Here is a 22,221-nt window from a genome sequence, read left to right on the forward strand (position 1 = left end):
CCGCGCGGGGGGTCACCCGCTCAGCGCAGCCCCACGGGCCGTTCGAGCGCGAGCGTGATGAGCTCGTCGATCAGCTCGCTGTACTCCAGGCCACTCGCGGCCCACATGCGGGGGTACATGGAGATGGGCGTGAAACCGGGCATGGTGTTGATCTCGTTGATCACCACGCGGTTGCCCGGGGTGACGAAGAAGTCGCAGCGCGCGAGCCCCTCGCCGTCCACGGCGTTGAAGGCGCGCACGGCGTCGCGACGCAGGGTGTCGATCACCTCGTCCGGCAGGCGTGCCGGGCAGGAGAGCATGGCGCCGTCGTCCTCCACGTACTTGGCGTCGAAGTCGTAGAAGTCGTGGCCCTGGACCTCGATCTCCCCGGGCAGGGACGCGCGGGCGGGCTGCGTCCCGTGACCGCCGAGGACGGCGCACTCGATCTCCCGGCCCTCGAGACCGGCCTCGACCACGACCTTCAGGTCGTGCTCCCGCGCCGTCTCCATGGCGGCGTCCAGCTGCGATGCCTCGTCCACCCGGGTGATCCCGAAGGACGAGCCGGCGCGCGCGGGCTTCACGAACACGGGGAACCCGAGGGCCTCGATTCGCTCGCGAGCACCCTCGCGGTCCGTGCGCCACATCCGGTCCGGGACCACGGTGTAGGGGCCCACCTCGAGCCCGGCCGCCTCGAACGCGATCTTCATGAAGTGCTTGTCCATGCCGATCGCGGAGGCGGCGACCCCGCAGCCCACGTAGGGCAGGTCCGCGAGCTCGAGCATCCCCTGCAGGGTGCCGTCCTCGCCGAACGGCCCGTGCAGCAGGGGGAAGACGGCGTCCACGTGGCGACCCCGCGTGAGCGGTGCCCCGAACTCGCCGGAGTCGTGGATCAGCAGTCGGCTGTCACCGGCCTGCAGGGGAAGGCTCACACGGCGCTCCCCGACCGGCAGCTGCGCTAGGGGCGTCTCCTCCAGCAGCGCCTCCAGCTCCTCCTGGGAGTACAGGAACCACGCGCTGTCCCGGGAGATCCCCACGCTCACGACGTCCCACTTGTCGCGGTCGATCGCGCGCAGCACGGACCGGGCGGTGATGAGGGACACGGAGTGCTCGGAGGAGCGGCCGCCGAAGACGACCGCCACGCACGGCTTCTCGCCCTCCGCGGTGGCCTCGGCGGTCTCGTGGCTGGTGCTCATGCGGTGTTCCCTTCGGATTTCAGGTCTCGGCCCAGCAGCTTGGGGGCCAGTTCGTCCACCGGGGCGCCGTCGCGCAGCACGCTCACCACGGCGTCCGTGATGGGCATGTCCACGCCGTGGCGCCGCGCGAGGGCGAGGACAGCGGGGGCCGAGGTGATGCCCTCGGCGGTCTGGGTCATGGCGTCCTGCACCTGGGCGAGCGTGAGGCCCGCCCCCAGCAGCCTGCCGGCGGTGCGGTTCCGGGACAGGGACGAGGAGCACGTGGCCACGAGGTCACCCATGCCGGAGAGCCCGGACAGCGTCGTGAGGTCTCCGCCCAGCGCGAGCGCCAGCCGGGTGGTCTCGGCGAGGCCGCGGGTCATCACGGATGCCTTGGAGTTGTCCCCGTAGCCGCGCCCGTCGCAGATCCCCACGCACAGCGCGATCACGTTCTTCACGAGTCCGCCGATCTCCGTGCCCACCACGTCCGTGTTGGTGTACGGGCGGAAGTACGGGGCGGCGCAGCAGCGGGCGACCCACGCCGCGGTCTCGTGCTCCGGGGCGGCCACGACCGACGCCGTGGGCTCCTCCCGGGCGATCTCCATGGCGAGGTTCGGTCCGGAGAGCACGCACGTGCGCCCCGCCCACTCCTCCTGCGAACCGGCCGCGTGCTCGCCGAGCAACTGCGCGATCACCTCGGTCATGCGCAGGCCGGTGCTGGACTCCAGCCCCTTGGCGAGGGACAGCACGACGGCGTCCGGGTCCAGGTGCGGGGCGGCCACCGTCAGCTGCGCGCGCAGCGACTGGGCGGGGATCGCGGCCACCACGAGGCCCGCGCCGTCCAGCGCGGCGGGCAGGTCGCTCGAGTACTCGAGCCCCTCCGGCAGGTCCACGCCGGGCACGTAGCGCTCGTTGCGGTGCTCACGGGAGAGGATGGCCATCGCCTCAGGGGAGCGGCCCCACAGGCACACGGTGCGCTCGGCACCGGCGTCCGCGGCGGCGTCGGCGAGGACCTTGGCGAAGGTGGTGCCCCACGACCCCGCGCCCAGCACGGTGATCTTCGCGGGGCCCGCCGCGGAGCGTGGCACGGGGGCGGAGGTGATGGTGGGTGGTGTCCCGTCGGTACGTGTCACGGTGCCACGCTCCCGCCCGCGTTCCCGAGCGGGGCACCCGGGTCTGCAACGGGTGCGCTGCCGGGTGCCGCGTCCGAGGCGCGGCGGGCCTCTGCGGGCGACGCGCCGTCGTCGGCCGTGTCAGCAGCCTCCGCCGACGCCGCGTCGGCGGTCGTTGCTCCCGGCCCCTGCGCCGCGTCACGGCGGGGGTCGAAGGGCTCCGAGGGCGGGGTCTCGCCGCGCAGCTCGCCCGTGAGCCGGGTGACGGCGGCCATGAGCACCTCGGTGGCGTGCGCGAGCTCCTCGGGGGACGGGTGGCCGGGGCGTGCGAGCCCGCCGGGCACGAGGTCCTCCGGGTGCAGCGGCGCGCCGATGGTGCCCGTGACCCTCTTGGGGGGCCACGCGCTGAAGGTGCGGTGCCCCTGCGGGTCCCGGTACAGGATCTCCTGGTCCCCCCAGTGCGCCATCGGCACCACGGGAACGCCCGTCTCGAGTGCCAGGCGCGCGGCGCCGGTGCGACCGCGCATGGGCCACATGTGCGGGTCCCGGGTGATGGTGCCCTCCGGGTACACGATGATCGCCCCGCCGCTGTCCAGCTCGGCGCGCGCGGCGACGAGCGAGTCCTTGGCGCGGGTGGATCCCCGGTACACGGGAACCTGCCCGGTCCTCTTCAGAACGGTCCCCACCACCGGGACCCTGAAGAGGGACTCCTTCGCCAGGAACCGCGGCATGATCCCGGCCTTGTAGACGGAATAGGCAACCGTGATGGGGTCGATCTCCGTGACGTGGTTGGAGACCACCACGAAGCCGCCCTCCGCGGGGAAGTTCTCCTGCCCACTCCAGCGCGGCACGGCGAGCGAGCGGTAGACGGGAATCACCACCGCGGCCAGCAGGCGGAACACGGAACGCTGAGAGGTCCTGCTCATGGGGCCATCCACTCCTCGGTGGGCAGCACGCACCGTCCCCGGCGGAGGCGGTGGTCGCTGCGGGATGCTTCTCGGAACGCGGCTCGCGGCCCTGGCGCGGGGCGCCGAGGACGTCGCAGGCTCACGGCTCGTCGACGACGAAGTTCGCGCCGAGCCCGCCGAGCTTGTCGGTGAAGTGCTCGTAGCCGCGCTTGATCAGCTCCACACCGGTCACCTGGGACACGCCCTCGGCGGTCAGGGCGGCGATCAGGTGCGAGAAGCCGCCGCGCAGGTCGGGGATGTGGATGTCTGTGGCGTGCAGCGGCGTAGGTCCGGAGATCACGGCCGAGTGCAGGAAGTTGCGCTGCCCGAAGCGGCACGGCACGGAGCCCAGGCACTCGCGGTGCAGCTGGATGACGGAGCCCATGCGGTTGAGCGCGCGGGTGAAGCCGAAGCGGTTCTCGTAGACCGTCTCGTGGACGATCGACACGCCCTTGGCCTGGGTCAGCACCACCACGAGCGGCTGCTGCCAGTCGGTCATGAAGCCGGGGTGCACGTCCGTCTCCACGATCAGCGGGTTGAGGTCCCCGCCGGGGTGGTAGAAGCGGATGCCGTCCTCACGGATGTCCAGCCCGCCGCCCACCTTCCGGAAGGTGTTCAGGAACGTCATCATGTCCGCCTGCTTGGCACCGGCCACGAAGATGTCGCCGCCCGTCGCGAGCGCGGCGGAGCCCCACGACGCCGCTTCCATGCGGTCCGGCAGGGCGCTGTGCACGTAGCCCGTGAGCTCGGGGACGCCCTCGATGCGGATCACGCGGTCCGTCTGGACCGTGATGAGCGCACCCATCTTCTGCAGGATGGCGATCAGGTCCATGATCTCGGGCTCGGTGGCCGCGCCGCGCAGCTCGGTGTGGCCCTCCGCGCGCGTCGCGGTCAGCAGCACCTGCTCCGTGGCGCCCACGGACGGGTAGGGCAGGTCGATCTTGGCACCCTGCAGCCCGTGCGGGGCGCTCATCCGGATGCCGGAGTCGAGCTTGTCCACCTTGGCGCCGAAGTTGCGCAGCACCTCGAGGTGGTAGTTGATGGGCCGGTCGCCGATCCGGCAGCCGCCGAGGTCCGGGATGAAGGCCTCCCCGAGCGCGTGCAGCAGGGGTCCGCACAGCAGGATCGGGATCCGGGAGTCCCCCGCGTGGGCGTCGATGTCCGAGTGGCGGGCGCGCGTGACGTTGGTCGGATCGAGAGTGAGCTGCCCGAGGGCGTCGTCGCGCGTGACCTCCACGCCGTGCAGCGAGAGCAGGTCCGTGACGACCTCGACGTCCTTGATCTCGGGCACGTTGCCGAGCGTGGACGGCGTGGACCCGAGGAGTGCGGCCACCATGGCCTTCGGCACGAGGTTCTTGGCGCCGCGTACGGTCACCTGACCCGACAGCGGCACGCCGCCGGTGATGCGCAGAGAAGTCATGACCTACCGATCTGGGGGAAGCGTCGCCCGCACGCGGAACGCGCACGAGACCTCGACATTCTACCGACTCGCGGCGGTCCCCGGTCCAGTCACCGCTCAGGTTCGGGCGGGCAGCGTGGTGGGCTTGAACGCCGGGCGGGTGCGCTCGTAGGCCTCGATGTCGTCCTCGTGCTGCAGGGTCAGCCCGATGTCGTCCAGGCCCTCCATGAGCCGCCAGCGGGTGTAGTCGTCGATCTGGAACGGGACGGTCACCGGCCCGCAGGTAACGGTGCGGGAAGCCAGGTCCACCCGGATCTCGATGCCCGGCTGCTCGTCCATGAGCTTCCACAGCAGCTCCACGTCCGACTGCTCCACCTGCGCCGCGAGCAGCCCCTGCTTGCCGGAGTTGCCGCGGAAGATGTCCGCGAAGCGCGAGGAGATGACGACCTTGAAGCCGTAGTCCCGCAGCGCCCAGACGGCGTGCTCCCGCGAGGACCCCGTGCCGAAGTCCGAGCCCGCCACCAGCACGGAGGCGTTCGTGTACTCGGGGCGGTTGAGCACGAAGTCCGGGTTCTTGCGCCACCCGGCGAACAGTGCGTCCTCGAAGCCCGTCTTGGTGATGCGCTTGAGGTAGACGGCGGGGATGATCTGGTCCGTGTCCACGTTGGACTGCTTCAACGGCGCGGCCACGCCGGTGTGGGTGGAGAACTTCTCCATGGCGGTGTCCTTCTGTAGCTGGTGCGGTGGGCGGGCTGCGGAGCTCAGGCCACGGGCTGGAGCCCGGACGGCACGGGGGCCGCGGCGTCGGCGGGCTCGAGGTCCGACGGCGCGCTCAGCGTGCCGCGCACGGCCGTGGCCGCGGCGACCACGGGCGAGACCAGGTGGGTGCGCCCACCCTTGCCCTGTCGGCCCTCGAAGTTGCGGTTGGACGTGGAGGCGCACCGCTCCCCCGGGGCCAGCTGGTCCGGGTTCATGCCGAGGCACATGGAGCACCCCGCGAAGCGCCAGTCCGCACCGAACTCGCGGAAGACCTGGTCGAGACCCTCCGCCTCGGCCTGCAGCCGCACCTTGGCAGAGCCCGGGACCACCATCATCCGCACGTTCTCGGCCTTGCGGCGGCCCTTGACGATCTCCGCGGCGGCGCGCAGGTCCTCGATCCTGGAGTTGGTGCACGAGCCCAGGAACACGGTGTCCACCGGGATCTCCTTCATGGGGGTGCCCGCCTCGAGGCCCATGTAGTCCAGGGCGCGGCGCGCGGCGTCCTTGGCGTTGTCGTCCCCGGCCTCCTCCGGCTCCGGGACGGGCTGGGACAGCGGCACGCCCTGGCCGGGGTTGGTGCCCCACGTGACGAACGGCTCCAGCTCGTCCGCGTCGATGAACACCTCGCGGTCGAACTGCGCGCCCTCGTCCGTGTGCAGCGTGCGCCAGTACTCGACGGCGGCGTCCCAGTCCTCGCCCTGCGGGGCGTGCGGGCGGCCCTTGACGTAGTCCATGGTGGTCTCGTCCGGGGCGATCATCCCCGCGCGGGCGCCGGCCTCGATGGACATGTTGCAGATGGTCATGCGCGCTTCCATGGACAGCGAGCGGATCGCCGAGCCGCGGTACTCGAGCACGTGGCCCTGGCCGCCGCCCGTGCCGATCTTGGCGATCACGGCCAGGATGATGTCCTTGGAGCTGACACCCGGCTTCAGGGTGCCCTCCACGTTGATGGCCATGGTCTTGAACGGGGCGAGCGAGAGCGTCTGCGTGGCCATCACGTGCTCCACCTCGGACGTGCCGATGCCGAAGGCCAGCGCCCCGAATGCGCCGTGCGTGGAGGTGTGGGAGTCCCCGCACACCACGGTCATCCCCGGCTGCGTCAGTCCCAGCTGGGGACCCACCACGTGCACGATGCCCTGCTCGGAGTCGCCCAGGGAGTGCAGGCGCACCCCGAACTCCTCGCAGTTGCGTCGCAGCGTCTCGATCTGCTTGCGGGAGGTCTCGTCCGCGATGGTCGAGAAGATGTTCTCGGTGGGGGTGTTGTGGTCCTCGGTGGCGATCGTGAGGTCGGTCCGCCGCAGGCCGCGCCCGGCCAGCCGGAGGCCCTCGAAGGCCTGCGGGCTCGTAACCTCGTGGAGCAGGTGGAGGTCGATGTAGATGAGGTCCGGGCGGCCCGCCTCGCCCTGGCGCACCAGGTGGTCGTTCCAGACCTTCTCGGCGAGGGTCCGCGGCGGGGTGGTCACGGCGGTCGTCGTCATCTCGTCTCTCCTGTTCGTGCTGCGGCGCCCCGGTGGCGGGCGGCTGCCCGTGGCGCTCCGGGGGCCGGAGGCGTCCTTTCGCACCATCGTCACCGCTGCCGGGCGCCAGTTCCACTCCGCGGACTTGCTTCTCGAATGCTGAGACGGCAGTATCAGAACATGGACACGACGCACGCGATCGACCCGTCCGGCGCTCCCCTCGGCTCCCCCCTGGGCGGCCGGGGCACCGGAACGGCCATGCAGGAGGACTCATCCTTCTCCCCCTCGGGCGTGGGCGTGATCGACAAAGCCTCCCTGATCCTCGACGCGCTCGAGGCGGGCCCGGCGTCCCTCGCCGACCTCGTGGACGCCACGAGTCTCGCGCGCCCGACGGCGCACCGCCTAGCCGTCGCCCTGGCCCACCACCGGCTCGTGGGCAGGGACGTGCAGGGCCGTTTCGTCCTCGGCTCGCGGCTCGTGGAGCTCGCCTCCGCGGCACGGGAGGACCGGCTGATCTCCGCGGCCTCCCCGGTGCTGCTGCAGCTGCGGGACAGCACCGGGGAGTCCTCGCAGGTCTTCCGCCGCCAGGGCGAGTGGCGCGTGTGCGTGGCCTCCGCGGAACGGCCCATCGGGCTGCGGGACACGATTCCCGTGGGCACCCAGCTGTCCATGAAGGCCGGTTCCGCCGCCCAGGTGCTCGTGGCGTGGGAGGACCACGCCCGGCTCATCGAGGGCCTGCAGCACGCCCGGTTCTCCGCGACCACGCTCGCCGGGGTGCGACGCCGCGGCTGGGCGCAGTCGATCGGCGAGCGCGAGCCGGGCATCGCCTCGGTCTCGGCCCCCGTGCGGGGCCCCTCCGGTCGAGTGATCGCGGCCGTGTCCATCAGCGGCCCCATCGAGCGGCTGTCCAAGCAGCCCGGGCAGAAGCACGCGGACGTCGTGGTCCAGGCGGCCCGTCAGCTCAGCGAGGCGGTGCGCGTCAGCGGGACGTGAGCCCCGCCCGCGCCACGGCGGCCGCGAACTCGTGGTGCGCCTCGAGCTCGCGGCGCACCGGTCTCTCCACGGACTCTACGGCGGCCTCGCGCACGGAGCGCAGCAGGCGGCGTCGTACCCCGGACGCGTGGACACGGGAGGCCAGGGACGCGAGCAGCGCACCCGTGAGCGCGAGGAACAGGGCGAGCACCACGCCGGTCACGACCATCAGCGTGGGCACCGGCAGCGGGAAGTCCTGGACCGTGGGCGGGGGCGGCAGCTGGATCTGGAAGTACTGCGCCAGGAACAGTCCGAGCAGCCACAGCAGGCCCAGCACCGTGACGAGCATTGCGAGCCACTGCAGGACGTCGAAGGCGAGCCACCACCACGACGAGCGGTGGGCCGAGAACTTCGTGCGGGCCACGGCCTGGTCAAGCGTGTCTGGCAGGCGCTGCTCGTTGGTGCGTGCGGCGGCTCTGATGCTGCGCCGCCACGGCTCGCCGGCCCCGGCGGAGACCTCGTCCGCGAAGCCGCGCACCGCGGAGTCCGCCGCCGCCTTCCGGGAGGCATCCATCGCCGGCACGGAGGTGCGGTGCACCCCGGGATCGGAGGTCTTCTCGTGGCTCTCGATGTGCAGGCGCTTGAGCGGGTCCTTGCGGAACCGGGAGAGCCAGCGGGTGGCGATCCACCCGGTGTGCCTGCCCGCCCTCAGCCGGTAGGAGCGGGCCGCGGCGTCGGCGACCATCTCGATCCCCCCGGCGCGCGCGAGCCCCTCGGTGAGCCGTTCGCTCGCTGCCTTGTCGATGCCGTGCGGGTCGCCCTGTCCCGCGGCGTCCGCGAGCTCCCGGGCGGCGTGCTGCACGTCCGTCTCGAGCCGCTGCCCCGCCGCCGCACGCCCCGCCGCCACCGCGTGGATGCGGTCGCGCAGCACGTCGATGCCCTGTCCCGTGACGGCCGAGACCGCCACCGGTGCGCTCTGCCCCGTGGCGGGCAGCCCGTCCTGGCGCACGAGGTCCGTGAGCGAGGCGAGCACGCCCGGCACGTCCCGTTCCGCGAGCCGGTCCGCCTGGTTGAGCACCACCATGGTCACCGCCCCGTGCCGCGCGAGCGGCTGCACGAAGTCCTGGTGCAGCACGGCGTCCGCGTACTTCTGCGGGTCAACGACCCACACGACCACGTCCACCATGCCCACCATGCGCTGCACGATCTGGCGGTGCTCGCGGGTCACCGAGTCGAAGTCCGGCAGGTCCAGCAGCACGAGCCCGCCCTGTGCGGTGCTCGCGCGGCGCCCGCTGCCGGTGGAGACGCTGAGTGCGGGGCCCACCACCCGGCGGTCGGCCACGTCGAGCCAGTCCAGCAGCGGCTGGCTGCCCTCCTCGCCCCAGATGGCGGCCAGGGGCGACGACGTCGTGGGCCTGCGTGCCGCGGCGCGGGCCAGCTCCTGGCCCGCCACGGCGTTGAACAGCGTGGACTTCCCGGAGCCCGTGGCGCCGAAGAACCCCACCACCGTGTGGTCCGCGGACAGCGCACGCCGCTGCCCGGCCGTGTCGAGCGTGTGCCGGGCCCGCTGCACCGCGTCCGCGTCCAGGCGGCCCTCCGCGATCTCGGTGGCCCGTGCCAGCCCCTCGATCCGCTCGGACAGGCTCACCGTCTCGTTCCGGGAACGGGGGCTCACAGGGCCTCACTCTCCCGGCGCACGAGCTCGGCGGCGGCGTGCAGCTGCTCAGCGGTGGGGTGCTCCCCCAGCTCGTCGATGGAGTCCAGGAACACCTTGGCGCGCTGGTCCAGCAGGCCGTGGATGCGGGACTCGAGGTTGCTGCGCGCCTGGTCGCTCATGCGGCGCACAGCGTCCTCGCCGAAGACCGCCTCGAGCAGCTTCATGCCCACCACGCCGGAGCCGCCGGCGATCCCGACCTCCAGGCCCGTGAGTCCGCCGGTGGTCGAGAACACGGCGATCATCAGGATCACGGCCAGGGCGTTCACACCCAGGGACATGGCCCGCGCACGCGTCCGCTTGCCCGCACCCTCCTGCTGGATCATGAGCATCACGTCCGACTGCCAGGCGCGGATGCTCTCCGCGACCTGCTCGGGGTAGTCCGGTGGCAGGGCGGCGGCGTCCCGTCCCGCGAGCAGCACCTGCCCGGACGGCTCGTCCCGCCAGCGCCGCTCCGCGGACTCCGCGGCACGCGCCGTGTTCTCCACGATCACCGCCTGCAGCCCGGTCTCGATGGCCTCCTCCACCCGCACCTCGGGCGCCGGCTGGCCCTTGAAGAACGCGGTCATCCGGTCCCGCACTCGGCCGATCCCGGCCTCCAGGCTGCGGAAGAACTCGCCGGTCCCCACGAAGTCCTGCCAGCGGGAGAGCACCTCCCCGCGCAGCAGGGTGCCGTCCCGCGTGGAGTCCACGATCGCCCGCAGCGCCTCGTCGAAGGAGGTGGCCACCTCACGGCGCAGGTGCTCCTCGGTGCGCTGCTGCGCGGCGACGGCCTCCGCGGTGCGCTCGGTGGTGTCCGCCAGCTCGCGCACCGCTCCGCCGAGGGTGCGCGCGGCGATCTCGGAGCGCGCCTGGGCGTCCGCGCCGAGGCGTTCGAGCCACTCACGCAGCGGCTCGACCGCGGCCGGCGGAAGCATCCCGGTCTCGTTCAGCGGGGACTCGGCCACCACGAAGATCGGTGCGGCCCCGAGCCCCTCCTCGTCCAGCATCCGCCGCAGGTCCTCCTCGATCTCTCCGGCGGAGGAGGCCTGCACCCGGTCGAGCACCACGGCCACGGTGATGTCCCGGCCCGCGGCGTTGCGCAGCAGCTGCCACGGCACGGCGTCCGCGTAGCGGTTGGCGGTGGTGACGAACAGCCACAGGTCCGCCGCGGAGAGCAGCTGCGCGGCGAGCGCGCGGTTGTCGTCGGAGATCGAGTCCACGTCCGGGGCGTCGAGGATCGCGAGCCCCTCGGGGATGTTCGTGTCCGCGAGCAGCACGAGGGACCCGGTGTCCTCCACGGGCCCGTCCCCCGGCTCCCCCGCGGGCGGCGTCTGCCCCGGCGCCACCACGGTCCCGTGCACCCTGGCCAGACGGGGCAGCACGCGCTGGGTGGTGAAGGCACCGGCATCGCCCGGGTGGTGGATCAGCAGTGGCCGGCGCGTGGTGGGGCGGATCGCCCCGGAGCGGGTCACGGGGTGGCCCACCAGGGCGTTGACGAGCGTGGACTTCCCCGCCCCCGTGGAGCCTCCGACCACGGCGAGCAGCGGCGCGTCCAGGGAGCGCACCCGGGGCAGCACGTAGTCGTCCAGCTGGGCGACGGCGCGCGCGGCGCCCTCCCGCTGCTGGGGCGCGCTCGCGGTGGCCAGGGGCAGGGTGGTGGAACGCAGCAGCTCGCGCGTGCCCTCCAGGGCCTCGATGAGCGGCATGGCCGGGGTCTCGTGGGTGTTCACACGGTCATTGTGCCAGCAGCGTGAGGTGCCGGCGGTGTGGCGGGTTCCGGACATGCAAAAGTCCCGGCTTCCGTGGAAGCCGGGACTTTTCTCGCGTGACCCCAGCGGGATTCGAACCCGCGTTACCGCCGTGAGAGGGCGGCGTACTAGGCCGCTATACGATGGGGCCGTGTACTTTTCCTGGACCGCTGAATTTCTTCTGCGGCACGATTGACGCACCAAACAGTAACATCAACCGTTCTGTTTTCCAATTCGTCATGTCCGACGGAAAGGAACGGTGTTCTCATTCTCATGAATCGCATTCACGAGGGAGAATCGCTGGGATACCAGGACTCGAACCTAGAACGACGGTACCAGAAACCGCTGTGTTGCCAATTACACCATATCCCAATGGCTGTCACCCGGCTCGACTGCTCCGTGCCGCGCAACGAGCAATAACTATACATCGTGTAGAGCGACCTGCCAAACCCCGCCCCACGGGGCATCGACCCGCCCTCGTGGTCCGGGAGACGACCCCCGCACCACGGGAACGGCCCCGTTCCGTGAGGACTCACCCTCTCAGAACGGGACCGTGCCGTCGTGCGGCCGGCTCAGCCCTCGAGCGTGGAGCGCAGGGCCTTGATCCGCGCCAGCGAGGAGTCCTTGCCGAGGATCTCGAGGGACTCGAAGAGCGGCGGCGAGATCCGCCGACCGGAGACCGCGGTGCGCACGGGACCGAACGCCAGGCGCGGCTTGATGCCGAGGCCGTCCACGATTGCCTCGCGCAGGGCCTCCTCGATGCTGGTCGCGGTGAACTCCGTGAGGGGCTCGAGCGCGGCCACCGCGGCGTCGAGCACCTGGGGAGCGCTGTCCTTGAGCTGCTTGGCGGCGTCCTCCGCCACCACGATCTCGTCGTCCGCGCGGAACAGGAACCCGAGCAGACCCTCGGTCTCCCCGAGAAGGTTCATGCGCTCCTGGACCAGCGGCGCGGCGAGGTCCAGGATCTCGTTCTGCCGCGGGGTGAGGGTCTCCCCGACCAGGTCCGCCGCGCGCAGGTACGGGACCAGACGGTCCCGGAAGTCCTGCGGGTCCAGCATGCGCACGTGCGTGCCGTTGATGGCCGTGGCCTTCTTGACGTCGAAGCGCGCGGGGTTGGCCAGGACGTCGTGGATGTCGAAGTTGGCCACGAGCTGCTCGACCGTGAAGATATCCTCGTCCGCGGACAGGGACCAGCCGAGCAGGGCCAGGTAGTTCAGCAGGCCCTCGGGGATGAACCCGTTGTCCCGGTGCAGGAAAAGATTGGACTCCGGATCCCGCTTGGACAGCTTCTTGTTGCCCTCGCCCATGACGTAGGGCAGATGGCCGAACTCGGGAATGAACTCGGCAACGCCGATGCCCATCAGCGCCCGGTAGAGGGCGATCTGGCGCGGGGTGGAGGAGAGCAGGTCCTCGCCGCGCAGCACCTGGGTGATACCCATCAGGGCGTCGTCCACCGGGTTCACGAGTGTGTAGAGCGGCTTGCCGTTGGCGCGGGCCACCACGAAGTCCGGGACGGAGCCGGCCTTGAAGGTGATCTCCCCGCGCACGAGGTCCGTGAAGGAGATGTCCTCGTCCGGCATGCGCAGCCGCAGCACCGGCTGACGGCCCTCGGCACGGAACGCAGCCTTCTGCTCCTCGGTGAGGTCGCGGTCGTAGTTGTCGTAGCCGCGCTTCGGGTCCTCGCCCCTGTCGCGGTGGCGCTGCTCGACCTCTGCGGGGGTCGAGAAGTCCTCGTAGACGTAGCCCGCGTCCACCAGGCGCGCGAGCACGTCCTGGTAGATCTCCCCGCGCTGGGACTGCCGGTAGGGCTCGTGGGGCCCGCCCACGTTCACGCCCTCGTCCCACGTGATGCCCAGCCAGCCGAGCGCGTCCAGGATCTGCTGGAAGCTCTCCTCGGAGTCGCGGGCGGCGTCCGTGTCCTCGATCCGGAACACCAGGGTGCCGCCGGTGTGGCGCGCCCACGCCCAGTTGAACAGGGCGGTGCGGATCAGGCCCACGTGCGGGGTGCCCGTGGGAGAGGGGCAGAAGCGCACGCGCACGGGGGTGCCTCCGGGAACGTTGGGGTGCAAGGTCGCTGCGTCGTCAGTCATGATGCGCCCATTCTACGACGCCGAACCACGTCACCTCCCGGGGTGTGGCACGACGACGACGCCGCGGCCCCGCGGCGTCGTCGTCGTGCGTTCGCCTGCGGGAACCCTGGCGCTACCGGCGCAGCACGGTGGTGAGCTCGCCGATCCCCTCGACATCCACGCTCAGCCGGTCGCCGTCGTCCACGGTGCCCACGCCGGCGGGGGTGCCCGTGAGGATCACGTCCCCGGGAAGCAGGGTGAAGGCCTCGGAGACGTAGGAGACGAGGGTGGGGACGTCGAAGATCATGTCCTCGGTGTTCCCGTCCTGCTTCAGCTCGCCGTTGACGCTGGAGCGCACGGTCAGTGCGGCGGTGTCCAGCTCCGTCTCGATCCACGGGCCGAGCGGGCACGCACCGTCGAAGCCCTTGGCCCGGGCCCACTGCCCGTCCGTGCGCTGGGCGTCGCGCGCGGTGAGGTCGTTGGCCGCCGTGTACCCGAACACCACCTCGGGGACGCGCTCCACCGGGACGTCCTTGCACATGCGCCCGATTACCACGGCGAGCTCCGCCTCGTAGGAGACCTCCTCGGTCCAGGACGGCAGCGTGACGGGGTCGCCGGGGCCGGAGACCGCGGTGTTGGGCTTGAAGAACAGCAGCGGGCGGGTGGGGACGTCGTTGCCCATCTCCCGGGCGTGGTCCGCGTAGTTGCGCCCCACGCACACGATCTTGGAGCGCGGAATCACCGGGGCGAGCAGACGGACCTCCGAGACGTCCACCGTGCGGTCCAGCTCCTGGACGCCCACGTAGAGCGGGTCCCCCGTGAGGTACTGCAGGGTCTCGTCCCCGGGCTCACCGTGGACCGTGCCGTAGTGGATTTCGTTCTCGTGTGTGAAACGGGCGATACGCATGCTCACAGGCTACACAGCCGCCCCGCTCCGACGACACGGAACGGGGCGGCTGCGAGGTACCGCGAGGCGGTGCGGCGAAGGCGCTCAGACCAGGCGGGTCAGCCAGCCGTGGGTGTCCTCGGCCCTCCCCGTCTGGATGTCGAGCAGCTGCTGGCGGATGGACATGGTCACCTCGCCGGGCTGGGCGTCGTCCGGGCCGATCGTCTCGTCGTTGCCCACGAGCCGTCGCACGGGGGCGATCACGGCCGCGGTGCCGCACGCGAAGACCTCCGTGAGGTGGCCCGAGCGCACCCCCTCGCGCCACTCGTCCAAGGTGAAGGCGCGCTCCTCCACCGTCATGCCGCGCTCCCGGGCCAGCTGGATCACGGAGTCGCGGGTGATGCCCTCGAGGATGGTCCCGGTCAGCTCCGGGGTGACCAGCCGGTTGTCGTCGAAGACGAAGAACACGTTCATCCCGCCGAGCTCCTCGATGGCGTCGTCGCGCTCGGGGTCCAGGAACACCACCTGGCTGCAGCCGTGCGCGTCCCCCTCCATCTGGGCAACCAGCGACGCCGCGTAGTTGCCGCCGCACTTCGCGGCCCCCGTTCCACCCGTGCCGGCGCGGGCGTAGGTGCGCGAGAGCCAGATGTCCACGGGCTCCACGGAGCCGAAGTAGTTCCCGGCCGGTGAGGCGATCACGGAGAACAGCGCCTGCCGGGAGGGACGCACCCCCAGGAACGGCTCGGTGCCGATCATGAACGGGCGCAGGTACAGGGACTCCCCCTCCCCGGACGGCACCCACTGCTGGTCCTGGACCACGAGCTCCCGGATGGCGTCCACGAAGACCTCCTCGGGCAGCGTGGGCAGCGCCAGGCGCTGGGCGGAGCGGTTCAGGCGCGCTGCGTTGGCCTCCGGGCGGAAGGTCCACACCGAGCCGTCCGCGTGCCGGTAGGCCTTCAGCCCCTCGAAGATCTCCTGGCCGTAGTGCAGCACCGCCGTGGACGGGTCCAGGCTCAGCGGGCCGTAGGGCTGCAGCCGGGCGTTGTCCCACCGCCCCACGTTCTCCTGCACGTCCCCCTGCCAGTCGATGCACACCATGTGGTCGGTGAAGTGCTGACCGAATCCCGGGTTCGCCAGGACGGCCTCGCGCACCTCGTCGGTGGCCGGGTGGGGGTTGAGCTGTTTCACGAATTCTGTGCTCACGGGTGTTCTCCTCTTGCCAACGTGTCCACGTCACCCGTCCGGCGGAGAGGGCAGGAACGCAGTCTTCTTCGTGCAGTATGCCGGGTCGGGCGCGCCCCGCCCAGGATCTGGGCCGCAGCCGGTCTCGGCGGGGGCGGATCTAGACGGCGGGCTCGCCGAGGAGGGCGACGACGTCATCCCCCACCTGGGACGTGCTGCGCGCGCTCGTGCCGCGCAGCTCCAGGTCCCGGCGCACCGCCCGCTCGACCCGCTCGGCCAGGTCCGCGTGGCCCAGGTGCTCGAGCATCATCGCGCCGGCCAGGATCGCGGCGGTGGGCTGGGCGGTGCCGGTCCCCGCAATGTCCGGCGCGGAACCGTGCACGGGCTCGAACATGGACGGCGCGGTGCGCTCGGCGTTGATGTTGCCACTCGGCGCGAGCCCGATGCCACCCGTCACTGCCCCTGCCTGGTCCGTGAGGATGTCCCCGAAGAGGTTGTCCGTGACGATCACATCGAAGCGCGCGGGGTCCGTGGTCATGAAGATCGTGGCGGCGTCGATGTGCATGTAGTCCACCGCGACCTCGGGGAACTGCTCCGCGAACTCGTCCACGGTGCGCTGGTACAGGCGACCGGCGTTGACCAGCACGTTGTGCTTGTGCACCAGGGTCAGCTTCCTGCGCTCGCGGCTCGCGGCGAGCTCGAACGCGTAGCGCACCAGCCGGCGCACGCCGTGGGCGGTGTTCACGGAGACCTCGGTGGCGATCTCGTGCTCCGTGCCGGTGCGCATGGTGCCGCCGTTGCCGGCGTAGAGCCCCTCGGTGCCCTCTCGGACCACCACGAAGTCGATGTCCCCCGGCTCGGCCAGCGGGCTCGTGGTCCCGGGGTAGAGGGTGGCCGGGCGCAGGTTGACGAAGTGGTCGAAGCCGAAGCGCAGCTTCAGCAGCAGGTCCCGCTCGAGGATCCCCGAGGGCACGCGCTTGTCGTTGGGAGCGGCCCCCACGGCGCCGAAGAGGATCGCGTCGTGGCCGCGCAGCCGCTCCATGGTGTCCTCGTTGAGCACCTCCCCCGTCTCGAGCCAGTGCTCGGCGCCGAGGGGGTAGGTGGTCTTCTCGAGCGTGACCCCGGCGGGACCGGTCACGGCGTCGAGCACCTTGACGGCCTCCGCGACGACCTCGGGTCCGATGCCGTCACCGGGCAGGACGGCGATCGAGTGGCTGCGGGCGGGTGCGGAGGCTGTCGTTTCGCTCATGGGCCCACCCTAGGCACGCCGTGCGCCCTCCATCCACATGCTGAACCGCTGTATCAGATAATGAGACGAGACGGCGGTGGGCACCCGTGACCTGTCCCTGGTGCCCACCGCCACTCCACGGTTGAGCCAAGCTCAGCCCTGCAGCGCCTCCGGCTCCTCGTACCGGGGGAAGACCCCGGAGGGCTTGGGAAGCACGGTGCCCGGCGCGATGCGCGTGCCCAGGGCCTCGAAGCTGCGGGCCTGCCCCTCGGGCTGGCCGAGCTGCTCCAGCAGGCGGGACATGGAGCCCGGCATGACCGGCTGCACCAGCACGGCCACGATCCGCAGCACCTCGGCCGTCACGTACAGCACCGTGGCCATGCGCGCGGGGTCGGTCTTGCGCAGCACCCAGGGCTGCTGGGCGGTGAAGTACCGGTTGGCGGAGGCGATGACCCGCCACACGGACTCCAGCCCGCGGTGGAACGCCAGGGAGTCGAACGCGGCCCGGTAGTCCGCCACCACGGCGTCGGCCTGGGCGAGCATCTCCCGGTCCTCGGCCGTGAACTCCCCCGGCTCCGGAACCGTACCCTCGAGGTTCTTCGCGACCATGGAGAGGCTGCGCTGGGCGAGGTTGCCGAGGTCGTTGGCAAGGTCCGAGTTGATGCGCCCGGCGATCGCGTCGTGCGAGTAGTTGCCGTCCTGGCCGAACGGCACCTCGCGCAGCAGGAAGAAGCGCAGCTGGTCCAGGCCGTACTCGGAGACCATGGCGTGCGGGTCGATCACGTTGCCCACGGACTTGGACATCTTCTCGCCCTGGTTGAAGAGGAACCCGTGCGCGAAGACCTTGCGCGGCAGCTCCAGGCCCGCGGACATCAGGAACGCCGGCCAGTACACGGCGTGGAAGCGCGCGATGTCCTTGCCGATCAGGTGCACGTCCGCCGGCCAGAACCGGCGGAACAGCGCGTCATCGGTGTCCGGGTAGCCGAGCCCCGTGAGGTAGTTGGTCAGGGCGTCCACCCACACGTACATGACGTGGTCCGGGTTGCCCGGCACGGGAGCGCCCCAGTCGAACGTGGTGCGCGAGATGGACAGGTCCTGCAGCCCCCCGCCCACGAAGGACGCGACCTCGTGCGAGCGCACCTCGGGCTGCACGAACCCGGTGCGGTAGAGCTCGAGCAGCCGGTCCTGGTAGCGGGAGAGCCGGAAGAAGTAGCTCTCCTCCTCCGTCCACGTGAGCTCGGTGCCGGTTCCAATCGAGTAGCGCTGGCCGTCCGCGCGCACCTCGGTCTCGTCCTCGGCGTAGTAGGCCTCGTCCCGCACGGAGTACCACCCGGCGTACTTGTCCAGGTAGATGTCCCCGTTGGCCTCCATCCGCTTCCACAGCTCCTGCGAGGCCGCGCGGTGGTCCTCGTCCGTGGTGCGGATGAAGCGGTCGTAGCTGATCCCCAGCTCGTCGTCCATGGCCCGGAAGCGGGCCGAGTTGGTGTCCGCGAGCTCCCGCGGGGTGGTGCCGAGCTTCTCCGCCGTCTGCTGCATCTTCTGGCCGTGCTCGTCCGTGCCGGTCTGGAACCGGGTCTCGAAGCCGTCCAGGCGCTTGAAGCGCGCCAGGGCGTCCGCGGCGATCGCCTCGTAGGCGTGGCCGATGTGCGGGGCACCGTTCGGGTAGGAGATGGCGGTGGTCACGTAGAAGGGAGTCTGCTCAGTCACCCCTCCACTCTATCGACCCCCGGGCACGACGTCGCCGCGGCGCCCTCCGTCGGGAGGGGTGCCGCGGCGAGGTCGTCGGGTCTCAGGCCGCAGCCCTCGCGGGGGCCACGGAACCAGCGCGGATCAGCGCGCGGCCGTGCCCTCGGTGTAGTCCTCGTCCGTCTGCTCCCACGCGAACAGCGAGCGCAGCTTGCGGCCCGTGGTCTCGATGGGGTGCTTCTCCTCCTTGGCGCGCAGCTCGGCGAACTCCTTGCCGCCGGAGGCCTGGTCCTTCATGAAGCGGTCCGCGAAGACGCCATCCTGGATGTCCTTCAGGACGTCCTGCATGCGCTCCTTCACGGAGGGGTCGATCACGCGGGGGCCGGAGACGTAGTCGCCGTATTCGGCGGTGTCCGAGATGGACCAGCGCTGCTTGGCAATGCCGCCCTCGACCATCAGGTCGACGATCAGCTTCAGTTCGTGGAGCACCTCGAAGTACGCGATCTCGGGCTGGTAACCGGCCTCGGTCAGGACCTCGAAGCCGTACTGGACCAGGTGGGACATGCCGCCGCACAGCACGGCCTGCTCACCGAAGAGGTCCGACTCGGTCTCCTCGGTGAAGGTCGTCTCGATGACGCCGGCGCGGGTGCCGCCGATGCCCTTCGCGTAGGACAGCGCGAGCTGCAGGGCCTGGCCGGAGGCGTCGACCTCCACGGCCACGAGGTCCGGCACGCCGCGCCCGGCCTCGAACTCGCGGCGCACGGTGTGGCCCGGGCCCTTGGGGGCAACCATGGCGACGTCCACGCCCTCGGGCGCCTCGATGTAGCCGAAGCGGATGTTGAAGCCGTGCGCGAAGAAGATCGCGTCGCCCTCTTCGAGGTTGTCCTTGATGGACTCGTTGAACACCTGGGCCTGGACCTGGTCCGGGGTCAGGATCATGATGACGTCGGCTTCCTTCGCGGCGTCCGCGATGGACAGCACGCGCAGGCCCTGGGCCTCGGCCTTGGCGCGGGATGTAGAGCCCTCGTTCAGGCCGATGCGGACGTCCACACCCGAGTCGCGCAGGTTCAGCGCGTGGGCGTGGCCCTGCGAGCCGTAGCCGATGACGGCCACGGAGCGGTTCTGGATGATCGAGAGGTCGGCGTCGTCGTTGTAGTAGATCTTGGCCATGAGCTTGCTCTGTCTCCTTGGATAGCGGGTGGGGTCGTGCGTGATCCGTTCACCACCGTGTGGTGGAGCCGGATCGGGTCTGTGGGCGGTGTGGCGGCCCGGAGGCCGGTCAGTGCCGCAGGGCCCTGTCCGACATGGACTTGGGACCGCGGCCCAGGGCCACGGTGCCGGCCCGGACGATCTCCCGGACCCCGAAGGGCTCCAGGACGTCCAGCAGGGCGTGGATCTTCTCGCGCGAACCCGTGGACTCGATCACCACGGACTCCGTGGAGACGTCCACGATGGTTGCGCGGAACAGGTCCGCCGCCTGCGTGACCTGCAGGCGCGTGCTCGCGTCCGCGCGGACCTTGACCATGATGTGTTCTCGCTGCACCGAGGACTCGGCCGTGAGCTCCACGATCTTGATCACGTTGATCAGCTTGTTCAGCTGCTTGGTGACCTGCTCCAGCAGCTCACCGTCCGCGTCCACCACCACCGTGATGCGCGAGATCCCGGACAGTTCCGTGGGGCCCACAGCCAGCGAGTGGATGTTGAACGCGCGTCGGGCGAACAGCCCCGCCACGCGGGTCAGCACGCCCGGCTTGTCCTCCACCAGAACGGAAAGAGTGTGTCGGCTCATCGATCAGTCCTCCGTGTTCCACTCGGGCGTCATGTTGCGGGCGATCTGGATCTGGTCGTTGGACACGCCGGAGGGGACCATCGGCCACACCATCGCGTCCGCCGAGACCACGAAGTCGATCACCACTGGCCGGTCGTTGATCTCCAGTGCCTTCTTGATGGTGGCGTCCACGTCCTCGTCCCGCTCGCACCGCAGCGCCGCGCAGCCGTAGGCCTCGGCGAGCTTCACGAAGTCCGGAACCCGGCGGGAGTTGTGCCCCGTGTTCAGCTCGGTGTTGGAGTAGCGCCCGTCGTAGAACAGGGTCTGCCACTGCCGCACCATGCCCAGGGACGAGTTGTTGATCACCGCCACCTTGATGGGGATGTCGTTGATCACGCACGTGGCCAGTTCCTGGTTCGTCATCTGGAAGCAGCCGTCGCCGTCGATCGCCCACACCACCCGGTCCGGCTGGGACACCTTGGCACCCATGGCCGCGGGGACCGCGAAGCCCATGGTGCCGAGCCCCGCGGAGTTCAGCCACTGGCGGGGGCGCTCGTAGTCCACGAACTGCGCGGACCACATCTGGTGCTGGCCCACGCCCGCCGCGTACACGGCCTCCGGCCCCGTGAGCGCCGAGATCCGCTCGATCACGTGCTGGGGGCTGCCGTGGCCGTCGTCCGTGCTGGTGTAGCCCAGCGGGTACGTCTGCCTGAGGGTGTTCAGCGCGGACCACCACGCCTCGAGGTCCGGTGTGCCGGAGTCCTCGTACACCTCCCGCACGGCCTGGGTGAGGTCCGGGATCACGTGCTTGAGGTCCCCCACGATCGGCACGTCCGCGATCCGGTTCTTGGAGATCTCAGCGGGGTCGATGTCCGCGTGGACCACCTTGGCCCCGGGGGCGAAGGTGTCCAGCTGACCGGTCACGCGGTCGTCGAAACGGGCGCCGAGCGTGACCAGCAGGTCGGACTGCTGCATCGCGTAGACGGCCGGCACCGTGCCGTGCATCCCGGGCATCCCCATGTTCTGGGGGTGCGAGTCCGGGAAGATGCCGCGGGCGGTCAGCGTGGTCACCACGGGGGCGCCCGTGAGCTCCGCGAGCTCCTTGAGCTCGTCCGCCACATCCGCGCGCATGGCGCCGCCGCCGGTGTAGAGCACGGGACGCTCGGCGGCCGCGATCATGCGCGCGGCCTCCTTGATCTGCTTGGAGTGCCCGCGGGTCACGGGGCGGTACCCGGGCAGCTCCATGGCCGGGGGCCAGCTGAAGGTCATCATCGCCTGCTGCGCGTCCTTCGCCACGTCCACGAGGGCCGGCCCGGGACGCCCGGTCGAGGCCAGGTGGTAGGCCTCGGCCAGCACGCGGGGGATGTCCTGCGCGTTGGTGACCAGGTAGGAGTGCTTGGTCACGGGCATGGTCATGCCCACGATGTCGGCCTCCTGGAAGGCGTCCGAGCCGATGGACGAGCTGGCCACCTGGCCGGTGATCGCAAGCATGGGGATCGAGTCCATGTTCGCGTCGGCCAGCGGGGTGACGAGGTTCGTGGCACCCGGGCCGGACGTCGCGATGCACACGCCCACGCGGCCCGAGGCCAGCGCGTACCCCTCCGCCGCGTGGCCGGCACCCTGCTCGTGGCGCACCAGGATGTGGTTGATCTTCTCGGCGTCGAGCAGGGGGTCGTAGGTCGGCAGGATCGCTCCGCCCGGAAGGCCGAAGACGTCCGTCACGCCCAGCTGCTCGAGGGAGCGGATGATCGCCTGGGAGCCGGTCATCTCCTCGGGGCCCACGACCTCCGCCGCGGCACCCGTCAGCCGTGCCGGGTCCGTCTCCGCGGCCTGGGCGACCGTGGCGGACGGCGCACGCCGCTGTGCCATCACCGCCGGTGAGATCGGCTGGTCCTTGCTCATAGTGCTGTGTCCTTACGTGCTGTGGTGTGCGTGGCGCCGAGCGGGGTGGTGCGGGGCGGGAACGAGCGGGTGGGACGTCGTGGTACATGAAAAAGGCCCTTGCCACGGGTTCCGTGGGCTGAGGGCCTGGAGGGTGCGCGCTCGGTACGCCTCAGGCCCGGTGTCCAATGAGGACGACCGGTACGAGGTCGATGAGAGTGCGCAGTGCCGGATTCATGTCCTCATGGTGTGACGTGGGAAACCCCCGTGTCAATCTGCG

17 protein-coding genes and 2 tRNA genes are annotated in these 22,221 nt (G+C 70.9%); 1 reads left to right on the forward strand and 18 read right to left on the reverse strand.

The features are described 5' to 3' along the window. Positions 1-20 precede the first annotated feature (20 nt). The 6 genes from D8M39_RS04995 to leuC all read right to left on the reverse strand — a co-directional run bounded on the left by D8M39_RS04995 (position 21) and on the right by leuC (position 6,846). Entirely contained in the window at positions 21-1,172 is a 1,152-nt protein-coding gene (locus tag D8M39_RS04995) for a D-alanine--D-alanine ligase family protein (RefSeq protein WP_126874559.1), read from the reverse strand. After that, on the reverse strand, positions 1,169-2,239 hold the full coding sequence (locus D8M39_RS05000) for an NAD(P)H-dependent glycerol-3-phosphate dehydrogenase (RefSeq protein WP_094394826.1): 1,071 nt from the start codon (positions 2,237-2,239) through the stop codon (positions 1,169-1,171). The genes D8M39_RS04995 and D8M39_RS05000 overlap by 4 nt, the downstream gene beginning before the upstream one ends. Before the next feature lie 41 nt (positions 2,240-2,280). Continuing rightward, complete coding sequence (locus D8M39_RS05005; protein ID WP_055083404.1) at positions 2,281-3,189, reverse strand: 1-acyl-sn-glycerol-3-phosphate acyltransferase; 909 nt, start codon at positions 3,187-3,189, stop codon at positions 2,281-2,283. Between the two features lie 121 nt (positions 3,190-3,310). Next, on the reverse strand, positions 3,311-4,630 hold the full coding sequence (gene murA, locus D8M39_RS05010; RefSeq protein WP_055083402.1) for a UDP-N-acetylglucosamine 1-carboxyvinyltransferase: 1,320 nt from the start codon (positions 4,628-4,630) through the stop codon (positions 3,311-3,313). Between the two features lie 96 nt (positions 4,631-4,726). Next, positions 4,727-5,326 (reverse strand): 3-isopropylmalate dehydratase small subunit, encoded by a 600-nt coding sequence (leuD, locus tag D8M39_RS05015; RefSeq protein ID WP_055083399.1) that lies wholly within the window; start codon positions 5,324-5,326, stop codon positions 4,727-4,729. Positions 5,327-5,370: 44 nt separating this feature from the next. Next, entirely contained in the window at positions 5,371-6,846 is a 1,476-nt protein-coding gene (leuC, locus tag D8M39_RS05020; protein WP_055083397.1) for a 3-isopropylmalate dehydratase large subunit, read from the reverse strand. Positions 6,847-7,005: 159 nt separating this feature from the next. Between leuC and D8M39_RS05025 the strand changes: the two genes are divergently transcribed. Beyond that, positions 7,006-7,818 (forward strand): IclR family transcriptional regulator, encoded by an 813-nt coding sequence (locus tag D8M39_RS05025; RefSeq protein ID WP_126874560.1) that lies wholly within the window; start codon positions 7,006-7,008, stop codon positions 7,816-7,818. On the opposite strand, the gene D8M39_RS05030 is transcribed toward D8M39_RS05025, so the two are convergent. The 12 genes from D8M39_RS05030 to D8M39_RS05085 form a co-directional block, all read right to left on the reverse strand. After that, positions 7,805-9,472: a GTPase gene (locus tag D8M39_RS05030; protein ID WP_055083395.1), complete on the reverse strand. Its 1,668-nt coding sequence runs from the start codon at positions 9,470-9,472 to the stop codon at positions 7,805-7,807. The genes D8M39_RS05025 and D8M39_RS05030 overlap by 14 nt on opposite strands. Beyond that, on the reverse strand, positions 9,469-11,199 hold the full coding sequence (locus tag D8M39_RS05035) for a dynamin family protein (protein WP_055083433.1): 1,731 nt from the start codon (positions 11,197-11,199) through the stop codon (positions 9,469-9,471). The genes D8M39_RS05030 and D8M39_RS05035 overlap by 4 nt, the downstream gene beginning before the upstream one ends. A gap of 120 nt (positions 11,200-11,319) precedes the next feature. Beyond that, positions 11,320-11,392, reverse strand: a tRNA-Glu gene (locus tag D8M39_RS05040). Positions 11,393-11,541: 149 nt separating this feature from the next. Next, positions 11,542-11,613: transfer RNA gene (locus D8M39_RS05045), tRNA-Gln, on the reverse strand. A gap of 200 nt (positions 11,614-11,813) precedes the next feature. Next, on the reverse strand, positions 11,814-13,331 hold the full coding sequence (gene gltX / locus D8M39_RS05050; protein ID WP_126874561.1) for a glutamate--tRNA ligase: 1,518 nt from the start codon (positions 13,329-13,331) through the stop codon (positions 11,814-11,816). A gap of 112 nt (positions 13,332-13,443) precedes the next feature. Beyond that, complete coding sequence (locus tag D8M39_RS05055; protein WP_055083431.1) at positions 13,444-14,217, reverse strand: fumarylacetoacetate hydrolase family protein; 774 nt, start codon at positions 14,215-14,217, stop codon at positions 13,444-13,446. 84 nt (positions 14,218-14,301) lie between these two features. After that, on the reverse strand, positions 14,302-15,399 hold the full coding sequence (locus D8M39_RS05060) for a branched-chain amino acid aminotransferase (RefSeq protein ID WP_055083392.1): 1,098 nt from the start codon (positions 15,397-15,399) through the stop codon (positions 14,302-14,304). A gap of 139 nt (positions 15,400-15,538) precedes the next feature. Next, positions 15,539-16,627 carry a 3-isopropylmalate dehydrogenase gene (locus tag D8M39_RS05065; protein WP_055083390.1) on the reverse strand — a complete coding sequence of 363 codons (1,089 nt, stop codon included), beginning with the start codon at positions 16,625-16,627 and terminating at the stop codon, positions 15,539-15,541. A 132-nt stretch (positions 16,628-16,759) separates the two neighbouring features. Beyond that, positions 16,760-18,313, reverse strand: a complete 1,554-nt coding sequence (metG, locus tag D8M39_RS05070) for a methionine--tRNA ligase (RefSeq protein WP_126874562.1) — start codon at positions 18,311-18,313, stop codon at positions 16,760-16,762. 123 nt (positions 18,314-18,436) lie between these two features. Then, the gene (gene ilvC, locus D8M39_RS05075) at positions 18,437-19,462 is read right to left on the reverse strand and encodes a ketol-acid reductoisomerase (protein WP_055083385.1); all 1,026 of its coding nucleotides are present in this window, start codon (positions 19,460-19,462) and stop codon (positions 18,437-18,439) included. Between the two features lie 109 nt (positions 19,463-19,571). Beyond that, positions 19,572-20,081, reverse strand: coding sequence for an acetolactate synthase small subunit (gene ilvN, locus D8M39_RS05080; RefSeq protein ID WP_055083383.1), 510 nt, complete (start codon positions 20,079-20,081; stop codon positions 19,572-19,574). A gap of 3 nt (positions 20,082-20,084) precedes the next feature. Next, positions 20,085-21,962 carry an acetolactate synthase large subunit gene (locus D8M39_RS05085; protein ID WP_094394206.1) on the reverse strand — a complete coding sequence of 626 codons (1,878 nt, stop codon included), beginning with the start codon at positions 21,960-21,962 and terminating at the stop codon, positions 20,085-20,087. Between the last annotated feature and the right edge of the window lie 259 nt (positions 21,963-22,221).

Origin of the sequence: Kocuria sp. HSID17590 (assembly GCF_003989485.1) — a bacterium.
GTDB classification, from domain to species: Bacteria; Actinomycetota; Actinomycetes; order Actinomycetales; family Micrococcaceae; genus Kocuria; species Kocuria salsicia.